At 49.5% G+C, this 14,042-nt stretch carries 14 protein-coding genes and 1 other annotated feature; of the genes, 11 read left to right on the plus strand and 3 right to left on the minus strand.

The window, feature by feature from the left end; translation table 11 throughout:
• Positions 1–44 precede the first annotated feature (44 nt).
• The 9 genes from I8U21_RS01425 (at position 45) to I8U21_RS01465 (ending at position 8,917) form a co-directional block, all read left to right on the plus strand.
• The gene (locus I8U21_RS01425) at positions 45–1,205 is read left to right on the plus strand and encodes an aminotransferase class I/II-fold pyridoxal phosphate-dependent enzyme (RefSeq protein WP_198053190.1); all 1,161 of its coding nucleotides are present in this window, start codon (positions 45–47) and stop codon (positions 1,203–1,205) included.
• Between the two features lie 3 nt (positions 1,206–1,208).
• Positions 1,209–2,369: a trans-sulfuration enzyme family protein gene (locus I8U21_RS01430; protein ID WP_181730968.1), complete on the plus strand. Its 1,161-nt coding sequence runs from the start codon at positions 1,209–1,211 to the stop codon at positions 2,367–2,369.
• Between the two features lie 88 nt (positions 2,370–2,457).
• The gene (gene dcd, locus I8U21_RS01435; protein ID WP_037994582.1) at positions 2,458–3,015 is read left to right on the plus strand and encodes a dCTP deaminase; all 558 of its coding nucleotides are present in this window, start codon (positions 2,458–2,460) and stop codon (positions 3,013–3,015) included.
• A gap of 63 nt (positions 3,016–3,078) precedes the next feature.
• Positions 3,079–3,378, plus strand: coding sequence for a DUF6881 domain-containing protein (locus I8U21_RS01440; RefSeq protein WP_198053087.1), 300 nt, complete (start codon positions 3,079–3,081; stop codon positions 3,376–3,378).
• A gap of 4 nt (positions 3,379–3,382) precedes the next feature.
• Positions 3,383–5,869 (plus strand): DNA internalization-related competence protein ComEC/Rec2, encoded by a 2,487-nt coding sequence (locus I8U21_RS01445; RefSeq protein WP_198053088.1) that lies wholly within the window; start codon positions 3,383–3,385, stop codon positions 5,867–5,869.
• A gap of 124 nt (positions 5,870–5,993) precedes the next feature.
• Entirely contained in the window at positions 5,994–6,551 is a 558-nt protein-coding gene (locus tag I8U21_RS01450) for an RNA polymerase sigma factor (protein WP_037994578.1), read from the plus strand.
• The gene (locus I8U21_RS01455; protein WP_181730966.1) at positions 6,533–7,216 is read left to right on the plus strand and encodes an anti-sigma factor; all 684 of its coding nucleotides are present in this window, start codon (positions 6,533–6,535) and stop codon (positions 7,214–7,216) included. Before I8U21_RS01450 ends, I8U21_RS01455 begins: the two co-directional genes overlap by 19 nt.
• A 17-nt stretch (positions 7,217–7,233) precedes the next feature.
• Complete coding sequence (gene holA / locus I8U21_RS01460) at positions 7,234–8,259, plus strand: DNA polymerase III subunit delta (protein WP_181730965.1); 1,026 nt, start codon at positions 7,234–7,236, stop codon at positions 8,257–8,259.
• 88 nt (positions 8,260–8,347) lie between these two features.
• Complete coding sequence (locus I8U21_RS01465) at positions 8,348–8,917, plus strand: hypothetical protein (RefSeq protein ID WP_181730964.1); 570 nt, start codon at positions 8,348–8,350, stop codon at positions 8,915–8,917.
• Positions 8,918–8,960: 43 nt separating this feature from the next.
• On the opposite strand, the gene I8U21_RS01470 is transcribed toward I8U21_RS01465, so the two are convergent.
• Together I8U21_RS01470 and I8U21_RS01475 are read right to left on the minus strand one after the other, a co-directional pair.
• On the minus strand, positions 8,961–10,250 hold the full coding sequence (locus I8U21_RS01470) for a phytoene desaturase family protein (RefSeq protein WP_181730963.1): 1,290 nt from the start codon (positions 10,248–10,250) through the stop codon (positions 8,961–8,963).
• 145 nt (positions 10,251–10,395) lie between these two features.
• Positions 10,396–10,917 carry a CcdC family protein gene (locus I8U21_RS01475; protein WP_181730962.1) on the minus strand — a complete coding sequence of 174 codons (522 nt, stop codon included), beginning with the start codon at positions 10,915–10,917 and terminating at the stop codon, positions 10,396–10,398.
• A gap of 125 nt (positions 10,918–11,042) precedes the next feature.
• Positions 11,043–11,263, plus strand: a binding site (T-box leader).
• A gap of 53 nt (positions 11,264–11,316) precedes the next feature.
• On the opposite strand from I8U21_RS01475, the gene trpS reads away from it, so the two are divergent.
• Positions 11,317–12,294 carry a tryptophan--tRNA ligase gene (gene trpS / locus I8U21_RS01480; protein WP_181730961.1) on the plus strand — a complete coding sequence of 326 codons (978 nt, stop codon included), beginning with the start codon at positions 11,317–11,319 and terminating at the stop codon, positions 12,292–12,294.
• A gap of 93 nt (positions 12,295–12,387) precedes the next feature.
• Here trpS and rpsT read toward each other — a convergent pair whose 3' ends face one another.
• Positions 12,388–12,651: a 30S ribosomal protein S20 gene (gene rpsT / locus I8U21_RS01485; RefSeq protein ID WP_037994564.1), complete on the minus strand. Its 264-nt coding sequence runs from the start codon at positions 12,649–12,651 to the stop codon at positions 12,388–12,390.
• Positions 12,652–12,808: 157 nt separating this feature from the next.
• Here rpsT and gpr point away from each other — a divergent pair, with 157 nt between their 5' ends.
• Positions 12,809–13,921: a GPR endopeptidase gene (gene gpr, locus I8U21_RS01490; RefSeq protein ID WP_181730960.1), complete on the plus strand. Its 1,113-nt coding sequence runs from the start codon at positions 12,809–12,811 to the stop codon at positions 13,919–13,921.
• The last annotated feature ends 121 nt before the right edge of the window (positions 13,922–14,042 follow it).

Genomic DNA, 14,042 nt, shown 5'->3' on the forward strand with positions numbered 1-14,042 from the left:
AAGAGGCTTTTTTCATGATTGTTAACATCAAGGGAGGGGCAGCCATGAGATTGGAAACCAGGTTGGCGCAGATCGGCAACAAAAAAGAAAAGACCACCGGCGCTGTCAGTTTTCCGGTCTATTTTTCGACCACTTACGAGCATATCTCCGGAAAAAGTACTGGCTATGATTATTCGAGAACCGCCAATCCCACCCGTGAGGTGGTGGAAGCCAGCATCGCCGAATTGGAAGAAGGAGATGAAGGTTATGCCTGTAGTTCCGGTATGGCTGCGATTCACACCGTGATGGGATTGTTTGAAAAAGGCGACCATTTCATTGTGTCGCTGGATTTGTACGGCGGAACGTACCGGTTGTTTGAACAAGTTTTGTCACAATACGGATTGACGTTTTCTTATGTGGATTTGCGCAATCCGGAAGAAATCGAAGGAGCACTTCAGCCGAACACCAAAGGCCTTTTTATCGAATCCCCCACCAATCCGCTCATGCAGGTGGTTGATATCCGGTTGTTGTGCCGGTGGGCCCGGCAAAGAAATTTGTGTGTCATTGTGGACAATACGTTTATGACTCCTTTTTTCCAAAAGCCGCTGACGCTGGGAGCCGACATTGTGATTCACAGTGCCACGAAATACTTGGGCGGGCATAATGATGTGCTGGCCGGATTGATTGTGGCCAAAGGAGAAGAATGGACCGAGCGCCTGCGGTTTGTCCACAATTCCATCGGGGCAGTGTTGGGTCCTTTGGATGCCTGGCTGTTGATGCGGGGAATGAAAACATTGGCGCTTCGTATGCAAAAGCACCAGGAAAATGCGCAAAAGCTGGCCGGATTTTTGGCCGCACATCCCCAGGTGGACGAGGTTTTTCATCCGTCCTTGGATCCGGCCGGGCGAAAGATCTTGGATGAACAGGCGGAGGGATACGGGGGCATGATTTCATTCCATGTGAAAGACCCGGACCAAATCCCCTTTATCCTTAATCATTTGAAGATTATTACTTTTGCGGAGAGTTTGGGAGGAGTGGAAAGCCTGATGACTTATCCGGTCACCCAAACGCATGCCGATATTCCCGAAGAGATGCGGAAGAAGGCAGGCGTGACCGACCGGCTGCTTCGTTTGTCGGTGGGGATCGAACATGTTGACGATTTGATGGATGATTTGGATCAAGCTTTCCGACAAGCCGCCATAAAGACGAAAAAAGAGAGGAGATAGATGATGAACTTTGAAACGCAACTGCTGCATAATGGAAATGAAGTCGACCCTGTCACCGGGGCAGTGGGGATCCCTCTTTATCAGTCATCCACCTTTCACCAAGATGTAGACCGGCCCGGAGAATTTGATTACACCCGTTCGGGAAATCCCACAAGAAAAGCGCTGGAGGACACCATTGCCAACCTGGAAGGTGGGGAGCGGGGATTTGCCTTTTCCTCCGGAATGGCTGCCATCTCCACGGTGCTGTTGCTTTTTTCGCGCGGGGATCATCTGATTGTTTCCCGGGATGTTTACGGGGGAACGTTTCGGGTCCTGACACAAGTTTTCCGGCGGCTGGGCATTGAAACGACGTTTGTCGATACCACCCGGATCGGGGACATCGAACAAGCCATCCGGCCCCAAACCAAAGCGATCTATGTGGAAACCCCGTCCAATCCCCTGCTCAAGGTGAGCGATTTAAAAGAAATTATCCGGTTGGCAAAAAAACACCGATGTTTGACCATTGTGGACAACACCTTTTTAACGCCTTATTACCAACAGCCGCTGAAGTTGGGAGCCGATATCGTCATTCACAGTGCGACGAAATTTATCAGCGGACACAGTGATGTGCTGGCCGGGCTGGTGGTGGCCAAAGACAAAGAGACGGCACAACGACTGGAACTGTTGCAAAATGCGTTTGGCGCCGTCTTGGGCGTCCATGATTCCTGGTTGGTGTTAAGGGGTTTGAAAACATTGAAAGTGCGGTTGGAACAATCCACGCAAAGCGCGGAAAAAATCGCGTTGTGGCTGAGTCAGCATCCGTTGGTGGAACAAGTTTATTATCCCGGCCTCCCGTCCAATGAATGGCATGATTTGCAATGCCGGCAGGCGACCGGGCACGGAGCGGTTCTCTCTTTTGATGTGGGCAGTAAAGAAAAAGCCCGGCAAGTGTTGAAACGGGTCAGGTTGCCGGTGGTTGCCGTCAGCCTCGGAGCGGTTGAAAGCATTTTGTCCTATCCCGCGGCGATGTCCCATGCTTCCATGCCGCCGGAAGCAAGGCAAAAGCGCGGTATCACCGACGGTTTGTTGCGGCTTTCGGTCGGATTGGAAAATGTGGAGGACCTGATTGGCGATTTGGCCGCTGCCCTTCAAGAAGAAAAGGTTGTTTCTTTTTCTGGAAAATAATTCGTCTTTTTCGGGAGGCGTTTTTCTTTCAGCCATCATCATGTAAAATGAGAAAGGAAAATTGATGTTAGAAGGGGTACGTAAAACGATGGCGATCAAATCTGACAAATGGATTCGGAAAATGGCAGAGCAATACAAAATGATTGAACCATTTATTGACCGGAATGTCGGGAAAGGAGAAGCGGTCAGTTACGGATTGAGCAGTTACGGGTATGACCTCCGGGTCGCTGATGAATATAAAATTTTTCACAACGCTTTAAACCCGGTGATTGATCCCAAAGCAATCGATTCAGATTCTTTTCTGGATTATAAAGGGGATGTTTGCATTATTCCGCCCAATTCATTTGCCTTGGCCCGGTCCGTGGAATATTTCCGCATTCCGGAAAACGTGCTCGCGATTTGCGTGGGAAAATCGACTTATGCCCGTTGCGGGATCATCACCAATGTGACCCCGCTCGAACCGGGATGGGAAGGATATGTGACCTTGGAGATTTCCAACACCACGCCGCTGCCGGCCAAAATTTACTCCAATGAGGGGCTTTGCCAGATTCTTTTCTTGGAAAGTGATGAGGACTGCGAAGTTTCCTACCGGACGAAAAAAGGAAAATATCAGTTCCAATCCGGCATTACACTGCCGAAAGTATAATCTTGCAAAGGAAACGTGCGGGAAATCCGCACGTTTTTTGCTGAAGGAGGCGGAAGATCCAACTTGAGCCGGAAAATTTACATCATGGTGGATCATGTGCATGACCATGACGACCTGCCCGTGAGAATCTGTTCCGAACTGGACGAAAACCGGTACGAAGTGCGGAAAGTGGAAGTGTTCCGGGACGGAAGCATCGGATATGCTTATGATGATATCGAGGCAGGTCCGACCGGATTGGGAAAGTTGCCGGTTCCGCCGCTGGAGGAGATCGCGCAAGACCCGTATGAAATCTTTTTTCCGAAGGAAATCACCCAAGAAGAGTTTGAACAAATTTGGAAGGAAACAGTGGGGGACGCACGGTGAATCCGTGCGTTTTTTGGTGGAAGAACCGGCCAAAAGGGAATCGTCGGAAAATGTCGAAATGAATGGAAACGGAAGAAAGGAAGGAAGATGGGCATTGCGGCGTCCTTTTGTGGTTGCAGGAATTGCCTGGGGAGCCGGGATTTTGTTGGCGGACCGGATAGGGAACCATGCGGCTTTGTTCCTCGGAATGGCCGTTTCTTTCTTGCTTTCGGGCGTCTGCTATGATTACCTCTTTCGGGAAGGGCGGCCGGTTTGGATTTTTTTGTCGGCGCTGTTTTTGGCTGCTGCGCATTTTTCCTGGGTGGACGGGCAAAACCGGAGCCAAATTCCGGCAACGGTGGAAGGGGAAAAAATGACTGCTGCCGGAACCATCGTTTCTTCGCCTGTCGTGGACGGGGATGTGCTCCGCTTTGACCTGAAACTGGCCCGCTTGCAACAAAAGGATCGGGTGATCAACGGAAACCGGGAAAAAATCCGGGTTTTCCTTTCTCTGCAAACAGAAGAAGAAGCGGAAAAGGCCGGACAATTGCGCCGTTATTCCCGGATCCGGCTTCCAATCCGGATGGAAAAACCATCTCCACGTTCCAACCCGGGGGAAATGGACTACCGGGCATATTTATACCGGCAAAAGATTCATTGGACGGGAAAAGGAAAGGGTTTGCATTCTTTGGTGATGGTCAAAGAAGCCCCGCCGCATCCGGTGGGATGGGTGGATGCCTGGCGGAAGAAGTTGGCCGGTCAATTGGAAAAAATGTATGACGAGCCGGTGTCCGGTTATTTGCGCGGCTTGCTGCTGGGGGAACGGTTGGAAGTGGATCCGGAATGGGAACGGCAATACACCCGGTTGGGCTTGATTCATCTGTTGTCGATTTCCGGATTGCATGTTACGGTTCTGACCGGGATCGTATATTATATTTTAAAATGGATCGGCCTGACCAGAGAAAAGGCGGCATGGATTGTCATCGGATTACTGCCGGTTTATGCGGTTCTCACCGGTCTTGGGGCCCCGGTGGTCCGTGCGGCGGTCATGGCGGGGTTGACGATGATTGCCTTGATTTTTCGAAAGCCGGGGGACAGTTTGTCCTTTTTGGGGAGTGCTTTTTGTCTTTTGTTGGTGTGGAATCCCTATCAATTGTTTGAAGCCGGATTTCAGCTCAGTTTTTTGCTGACCGCCGGATTGATTGTCTGGACGGAACCAGTGTCCGGACTGCTTACATGGCTCCCCTCACCGCTACGTTATCCGGTCGCAGGCAATCTGATCGCGGAATGGTTGTCCTTTCCATTGGTAATTTATCACTTTCATGAATACTCTTTTTTGTCTTTGCCCGCCAATCTGCTGTTTGCTCCCGTCGTCAGTTTTGTCGTGCTTCCGGTTTCTTTGCTTCTTTTGGGATTGAGCTGGATCTGGGAGACCGGGGGCATGGGGGCGGCCGGTGTGATGGAAACGGGGATCCGGATGATGCAGGGAGGGATGGAGTGGCTGAGCACATGGAAGGCATTTTGTCCGGCATTTCCATCTCCTCCAAAGTGGTGGATCCTCCTTTACTACCTCTTTTCGGCGATGGCGCTTTGGTCATGGCTCCGGCGCGGAAAAACGGTTTTTCTTGCGGCAAGCGCGGCGGCACTCGGCCTGCTCTTGTGGGCGGAACCGGGAAAAGAAGACGTTTTGGCACGCCTGGCTTTTCTGGATGTGGGCCAAGGGGATGCCACGGTCATTGAGACGGCAAGCGGCCAAACCGTTTTGGTGGATGGAGGCGGCCATGTGCGTTACGATCATCATGAAGCATGGCGAAGGCGAAAGCATCCGTTTCGGGTTGGCGAGGATGTGATTGTGCCTTACTTAAAATCACAAGGCATCCGGAAAATCGATTGGTTGATCCTGACGCACGGAGATCAGGATCATATCAATGGATTAATGGATGTGATCCGGCGGTTTCCGGTGCAAAAAGTGGTGCGCAATGCCCGTTTGCCTGCCAATGAGGAGGAACGGCAACTCATGGCGGAACTTTACAGACAAAAAGTTCCGGTCTATGTGGCCGCCGCGGGCCGCACTTGGGAAATCGAAAAGGGAACGGGGTTGACGTTTTTGCATCCGGACCCGGTCCGGACCGGAGGCAAAGGGGAAGCCACCAACGAGGATTCGGTGGTCTGTTTGTTTTCCGTTCACGGCATCCATGTTTTGTTTCCCGGAGACATCGGAACGGAGACGGAAAAACGGTTGCTTCGACGCTGGCGTTGGCCGGCGGTGGACATTTTAAAAGTCGCCCATCACGGCAGTGGGGCTTCCACCCATGAAACCTGGCTGGACGTGCTCAAGCCCAAGCATGCGGTGATTTCGGCCGGACGTTACAACACCTACGGGCATCCTGCCCCGGAAGTGATTTCACGATTGAAGAAAAGGGGCATTTCCATTTGGCGGACCGACCAACAAGGAGCCGTGATCTTTGAGATCGGGAAGAAGGGGATGACCGTAAGTGCCGTCAAGGAATGAACCCCGGAAGATATTCCATTTAAAATGAATCCGTTTTTTCTTTATACTACTTTTGTATACATAGATCTCCTGTTTGCAACTAACATGTAGGAAAATAGGTCAATAAATATGGGGGGTTATTTTTTTGCTTGACTCGGAATTGATTCAGCGGGCACAGGCAGGGGAGCGAAAAGCACTGGTTGAAATTTTGCGACAGTTGGAAACGCCGCTCTATCGCACCGCTTACTACATCATGGGGAATGAACAGGATGCGCTGGATGCAACCCAGGAAGCATTGCTGAAAGTGTATCGGTATTTGCCTTCGTATAAAGGGGATGCCATGATTTACACGTGGGCGCAACGCATTGTCACCAATGTGTGTATGGATATGTTTCGCAAACGGAAGAAGGTGGTGTTCATGGAGGAGGATTTTGTTCAGGAAGATTACCATGCAGGCAAAGAGATCGAAAAGGGCGCCATCATCTCCGATTTAAAGCAAGCGATCCGGCGTCTTCCGATGCCCCAGCAAACAGCGATTATTTTACGGTATGTCCAGGACTATAATTACAAGGAAATTTCAGAAGCCATGAATCTGCCGTTAAATACGGTGAAATCTCATTTGTTCCGGGGACGGAAACAATTGCAAAAGTGGTTGTCCGAATATCAGGAAGGAGGGGATTACCTGTGGCGGATGAAAAAATAATCGAATGGGTGCAACGTGATCTGGACGCTGATTTGTCAGAAGCAGAAAAAAAGATGTTAAACAAACATCTGGCAGAGTCAGTGAAAGATCGCGAGAACGCTGAGAAGCTGATGGAGGTTTCACGTCAGCTGTCCCTTCTTCCCAAAGTGGATCCACCCCGCGATATTGTGGGCGATGTCTTGGCTCGAATCGATCAAGAGGAGCGTCCGGAGAGAGAATCTTCCGTCCGTCACCGGTTTGGATGGCCGTTGGCGGCAAAGGCGATGGCGGCAGCGGTGGCGATCGGTTTTATCGGTATGTATGCATGGATGAATTTCCAACCGGCGGAGAAAGAAAACGGAACACTCATGGGAGATTCCACTCCGAAGGAAGAAGTGAATGTCCTGATGGAAAAAACGGACGGTCCGGCACCGGCCGAAGATTCCGGTGCGCAAGTTTGGTCGCCGGATGAAACCTATCAGGCAAAATGGAGACAAGGAACGCTGGTTGTCACCAAAGCGGACGGAACCGTTCAATATGAGCGTTCTTTTGCGCCGATGGATGTGCGTTTGCAAAAAATCGAGTGGTTGACCGATCAAACCTTGAAAGTGACCATTCTGCAAGATCAAAAAGCTCCTCAATCGATCACCATTGATGTGGTGAAAAAGGAAGAAGTTCATCATTAGGGCGAGAGGTGGAACAAGTGGATCATTCCCGTTTGGAAGAATTGAAAAGAAAAGGGCCGCATCCGGTATATTTGCTTTACGGAGCCGAGTCTTTTTTGATCGAGGAAACGGTTCGGTGGATGAAAACAAATTGGATGCCTGCCGATGATCCGTTTGGCAACAGCATCATTTTTGATCTGGAGGAAACGCCGGTGCAAACGGTGGTCCAGGAAGCGGAAACCCTTCCTTTTTTCGGAGACCGGCGGTTTATCGTCGGGCATCATGCGCATTTCCTCACAAGCGAAAAAAAGGCTGCAGGGATCCAGCATGATGCGGATGCCCTGTTGAAATACCTGGAAGATCCCCTTCCATCCAGTATTCTTGTGCTGACGGTTTATTCCGAGCAATTGGACAAGCGAAAAAAAGTGGTAAAGGCCTTGCAGAAAAAAGCCTTTACCCTTTCGTTTCCCCCTCTGAAAGGGAAGGAATTGACGGATTGGGTAAAAGGGCGTTTTGCAGCACATCAAGTCGCCATTGATCCTTCCGCCTTGAAAGAGTTGGTCTTTTTGGTCGGAGAGAACTTGCAATTGTTGAATCAAGAATGTATGAAGCTGGTCACTTATGCGGGAAGGGGAGGAACGGTGACGCGGCAAACGGTGTCAGAGCTTGTCCCGCGGACATTGGAGCATAACATTTTTAAACTGACGGAAAAGATGGCCGAGCGGAAAATCGATCAGGCGCTCATGGTTTGGCAGGATTTGCTGTTTCAAAAAGAAGAGCCGATCCGGATTCTGGCGCTGATGATCCGGCAAATCCGGCTGATGTTGCAAGTCAAAACACTGGTGAAGAAAGGGATGCCCGAAAAAGAGATGGCAGGTTTCCTGAAAGTCCATCCGTATCCGGTAAAACTGGCTTTGAAAAACGGCGCCAAATTTACAGAGAGCCAACTGCGGCAATTTTTGATTTCCGCCATCACCACCGACCAGGAGATCAAATCCGGAAAAGCGGATAAGGAACTGGCGGTGGAACGGTTGTTGTTCTCCATTCATCACTCCATTGCTTGAAGAAGATGTGCCGGTCCTGTTTCCTTCATCAACACAGCAGTGCTAAGATACTAAAGAGAAGGGGTAGCTGTGGAAGGAGTTGATCAAAATGGATCCGGCAAAACGGAATGAACTGCGCAAAAAGCAGCGGATTTATACCAATGTGCTCATTCTCGTCTATCTGGGGATCCTGGCTTTGCTGGCGCTGGCACAACTGTCATCGCTTGTGATCTACACGCTTTTGGGCGTTTTGTGTTTCCTTGTTGCCATCAGCAGCTTTTGGCTGAAAACTTTTCACCCGACGTTGCTTCTTTTTCCGGGGATGAAAGAATTGATCCGGTACGAGAAAGAAAAACTGGGTGAGACTTGGAAGAAATATCACCTGTCATCGGTGATTTTGGCTGTTGTGCTGGGGGTATTTTTCTTGGGGCAGGCTTGGTTTCGCCAGGATTTGTACTTTTTGGAAGGGATCCCGGTTTGGTATATCGCGGTCTTCATTGTGGGAGTGTTTCTGATCGGGAATTTGAGTTTGTTTGCCCATGCCCGCCGCTTTGACCGGTTGTCAGAGGAACAAATCCGTGTTCATGCGGCAGAGCGGAGTTTGTTTACCGTTATTTTTGCTTGTGTTGTATTGGGCATGACCTTGTTGGGGTCCGTTTTTATCCTGCTCATTTCTTGAACCGGGTGAAAAAGGCCGGCGATGAAGGCGCCGGCCTTTTTGTTTATGACGCGGTGGTTTTATTCATGATCCGGTTGGTGACTTCATAGGCCGAAGAGAAGGAAAGTTCGGAGAGTTGCCCTTCGCCCTGGCACCAGTCTCCGGCGAAATACACATTATCCAAACTGTACAGTTTCACCGGCAAAAGTTTTTGGTCATGAATACATTTAATTTCCTGAACAACCGCTTTTTTCGAAATTCGTTTGGCGACGAGCTGATCCCGCCAGCCGGGGAAGTGTTTATCGTAAACAGATTCAATGTCCGCCACTTTCTCATTGGCCTTGTTCGCGGCCGCTTCTTCGTCATTGAGATAGGCGATGGCTTGCATCAACTGTCCGCCTTCCGGGATGCAGGTTGTATCATAGTAGGAAATGTCTGTGATAAACACTTTCTTTTCTTTTTGATATACATAGGTATACGGACTCGGGATCCGTTCTTTCAAGCCCACATCATAGACGACCACTTGGGTGGACGAGTAGTTGCGGTAAATTTCGAATGTCGATTCATACGGGGTGTCGGCAAAAAGCTGGTGCAACTCTTTCGGCGGAATGCACAAAATGTACTCATCGGCTGTGTAAGTGGTTTCTTTCCCGATGATTTTGGAAATTCGGTTGCCATCCAGTTCGATGCCGCTGACTTTTTCTTTGGTGATGATTTTTCCCCCGTGATCTTCAATGATTTTGCTAAAGGATTCCACAATCGCCTGCCAGCCTCCCCCGATGTAACTGACGGCACGTTGGGTGGAGAATAAGCGTTTGTAATATTGGAAAAACAGCGGGGAAGGAATTTTTTCGGGCTCATTGGTAAAGAAGTTGGATGATGCGATGGTCAACAGCAAATCCCTGACCTTGGGAGGTTCTTTCTCCAAATATTGCCCGATGGGGATGCCTTCTTCCCCTTTTTCGATGGAAGCCATGGTTTTGAACACTTCATAAGCGAAACGCCATTTGTTTTGCGAATCCAAAATTTTGGTGCGGTAAAGCCCTTCCAATGTGGCAGGCATTAAGGTTGTATAAGACCCCAGATCGTAATAAGCCTTGGATGGGGAAAAGTCTTTCCAGTCCACTTCCAATCCGATTTCGCTTTCATAACGACGCAAAACGGATTTGTCCCGGGCATAAATGGCATGGGCGCCAAAGTTAAAGTTGAATCCCTTCAACGGAATGGTGATGGCGCGCCCGCCCAGTTTCGGTGCTTTTTCCAACAATGTCACGTCATATCCATTGTAAGCGAGTCGGGCTGCTGCACTTAAACCGGCCAAACCTCCACCCGCTACAATCACTTTTTTAGACACAAGACACACTCCCTTGAGATCGTTTACAATTTTTAAAAAGAAATATCGATCTACTTGTAATATTGTAGCAAGTTTAGTCACAAGTGGATAGTTTTTTTAGATATTCGAAAATTTCAATCGAATAAAACAAAAAAATCTCCCGCGATCAGGGAGATTTTTGGGGCATAGGTTTTCCGGATGCATCTTTTTCTGTGGACAAAAGTTTTTTATATCGGATATACATGGCGATCCGCCAAGGCAACAACATGCCGAATGCCAGAATGAAAAACAAACTGGCCGTTTGGTAATAGCTGATGAAATGTTCGATGTATGTGTGCAGGGACATGCGGATGACAAACAAGATCAACAGAATGTAAATGAACGCCCGGGAACGTTTCAGGTAAACCTGTCCGTCGATGATTTCAAATTTGGACGTTTGAATCAACGGAATGGACAAAAAAAGAGCCCCGACCAAAAAAGACGCGATGGCCCAAGACCAGGGGATATGCACAGGCGGGTACAGGAACATCAAAAAACCTGTGCTCATTCCAAGCGGCGGAATGAGTATTTTTTTGGCGTTGGTCGGTTTGTCAGCCGCTTTGATTCGCACGAAAATCACGGTCAGTGCCATGATGAAAGCAAAAATGGGTGCAATGACTTTGACATTCACGGGGATAGAATGCATCATGCCGTCCCTCCTTGTATGATAAAAAAACTAGCACAATTTAAGAAGCTTGTAAATAATATATACTTGACTTTTCCAGATCGTTCTAGGAAAATATTTTTCAATCGTCAGGTACAAATGGATATGGACAAAAAGCGTTGAAAAAGAGGAGTAGCACAGGGGAACTGTTCAGAGAGTTGGCGGGTGGTGCAAGCCAATCAGGGACCTGTGTGAATGGACTTTGGAGCTTTTTTCCCGAACGGGGCATGCGCCCTCAGTAGGGAAAAACGGGGAGACCGTTATCTGTTGAGTGCACCTTGGTTTTTCAGGTGAACAAGGGTGGTATCGCGGGCAAAAACCCGTCCCTTTTGGGGGCGGGTTTTTTTATATGAATATTTTTTGGATGCAAAGGAGTGATTTTGGATGACGCGAGTATTGTCCGGAGTGCAACCGACGGGGATGTTGCATTTGGGAAATTATCTCGGGGCCATCAGGCAGTTTGTCGGGTTGCAAAATGAAGCGGAATGCTACTTTTGCGTTGTGAACCTGCATGCGCTCACCATTCCGAAAGATCCCAAGGAGGTTTTGGAAAGAACCAAAGATGTCGCCGCTTTGTATCTGGCGGTCGGGCTGGATCCCGAAAAAGTGACCCTGTTTGCCCAGTCACAAGTGAAAGCCCATGCGGAAGCAAGCTGGCTGCTTCAATGTGTCGCCCGTGTCGGGGAATTGGACCGGATGATTCAGTTTAAAGAAAAAGGCAAAGGATCGGAATCGGCACTGGTCGGATTATACACGTATCCGGTGTTGATGGCGGCGGATATTTTGCTGTACCAGGCTGACAAGGTGCCGGTCGGGGAAGACCAAAAGCAGCATTTGGAACTGACCAGGGATTTGGCACAACGATTCAACCGGGATTATGCGGAAGTGTTCACCATTCCCGAACCGCTGATCGGAAAAGTGGGGGCCCGCATCATGGGGTTGGATCAACCAAAGAAAAAAATGAGCAAAAGCGCGGAAAGCGCAATGAATTACATTGCGATGCTGGACGATCCAAAAACCATTGAGAAAAAATTGAAACGTGCAGTGACCGATTCGGACAACCAAGTCCGTTTTGACGTGGAAAACAAACCGGGGATCAGCAATTTGCTGTCGATCTACAGCCTGCTCTCCGGAAAGTCCATCCCGGAACTGGAGAAACAGTACGAAGGGGTGGGGTATGGTGCATTTAAAAAGGATTTGATCGAGGTGACGGTCGATCATCTTGCGCCGATTCAAGAGCGGTACCGGGAAATCCGGCATACCGATTATGTGGACAAGGTATTGGCTGAAGGAAAAGAAAAAGCCCAAGTCGTGGCCGAGGACACCCTGCGCAAAATGAAAGATGCCATGGGAATCTTGTGACATGAAAAAAGATGCCCCGGAAAATTACCGGCGGCATCTTTTTTGTATAAAAAAGCGACCCGGTCAAAGGGGTCGTTTTTATGGAACCGTGCATCAGGCCAAAGCGTTCAACTTTTTGGCAAGACGGGATTTTTTGCGGGCAGCTGCGTTTTTATGGATTAAACCCTTGGTGACAGCTTTGTCCAGGCTGCGGGTTGCTTGACCGAAAAGAACTTGTGCTTGTTCTTTGTCCTGATTTTCCACAGCGGTCAAAAACTTTTTCACAGCCGTACGCATTGCCGATTTTTGGGAAGCATTGCGTTTGCGGCGCTCTTCGTTGGTTTTCGCACGTTTGATTGCCGATTTGATGTTTGCCAATGAATTCACCTCCCGTACAAGGATTCCGCATCCCTAAAATGCAACATGCAATATTCTAGCATGGGAAAGGGCAAAAAGCAACAATCCCCCAAGAATAAATCCAATGACATCAAGCAAACTAAAAACAGGAGGAAGTGAATGGAAGGAGAAAAGAAACATGAATCAGGATCCATCACAAGGTCATCAAGTGGATTTGAGCCGGTATAACATCCGGACCGATTTGGCGCGTGAATCGCATGAATTGGCAACCAAAAGGAACAGGAGCGGGGACGGTTCCATTCCGGGGGTCCGGATCGAGGAAAAGACGGAGGACGGGATCACCACCAGTTGGATTTGGATTGAAAATGACCGGGGCGCGGAAGAGATGGGAAAAGTGCCGGGGACTTATTTAACCATTGAAGCTCCGGAACTCAGATCGAGAGATTCCGTCTTCAGCCAGAAAGTGGCGGGCCATTTTGCTGAGCAGTTCGCCCGGTTTTTGGAGGAAGCCGGGATCGGAAAAAAAGATTCTTGCCTGATCGTCGGGCTGGGCAACTGGAATGTCACGGCCGATGCATTGGGGCCTTTGGTGGTGAAGCACACCATGATTACCCGTCATCTGTTTGAGCTGGAACCGGAATCCGTCCAGGAAGGATACCGGTCGGTCAGCGCGTTGTCCCCGGGCGTGTTGGGACTGACCGGACTGGAGACGAGCGACATTGTCCGGGGAGTGGTGGACAAGGCCAAACCGGATTTTGTCATTGCTTTTGATTCGCTGGCTTCGCGTGCCCTGACCCGTGTGAACACGACCATTCAGGTGGCGGATACCGGCATCAATCCGGGATCCGGGGTCGGAAACAACCGAAAAGCGTTAACCCGGGAAACGTTGGGGGTTCCCGTAATTGCCATCGGGGTTCCCACTGTGGTGGATGCGGTGACCATTGCCTATGACACGATTGATTTTGTCACCTCCCATCTGGGAAGGGAAATTCATGGCGAAAGAAACAATCCGCTGGATCCTTACAACCGCCCGACGGTGAAGGATTTGAGAAACTATCAGCTTCCTTCCGGCACCGCGCGGGAAGTGTTGGGAATGTTCGGCCGTCTGGATGAACAGGAAAAACGTCAGCTCATTCATGAAGTTCTTTCCCCGTTGGGACAGAACCTGATCGTGACTCCCAAAGAAGTGGATTCATTTATTGCCAATGTGGCCAAAATGATTGCCAACGGCGTCAATTGTGCCTTGCATGATGCGGTGACGATGGATAATGTGGCTTCGCACATCAGTTGAAGACGGCGGACGGGAACAAAAACGGAAGCTTGTGAGCGGACAGGCTTCTGTTTTTTATGCTTTGAGAGAGTTTTTGAGAAGCCGGTTTGGATTTCTATCAACCCTTCTCCTGTATTTTTTA

Source organism: Thermoactinomyces sp. CICC 23799, from assembly GCF_016055145.1.
Taxonomy (GTDB): Bacteria; Bacillota; Bacilli; order Thermoactinomycetales; family Thermoactinomycetaceae; genus Thermoactinomyces; species Thermoactinomyces intermedius.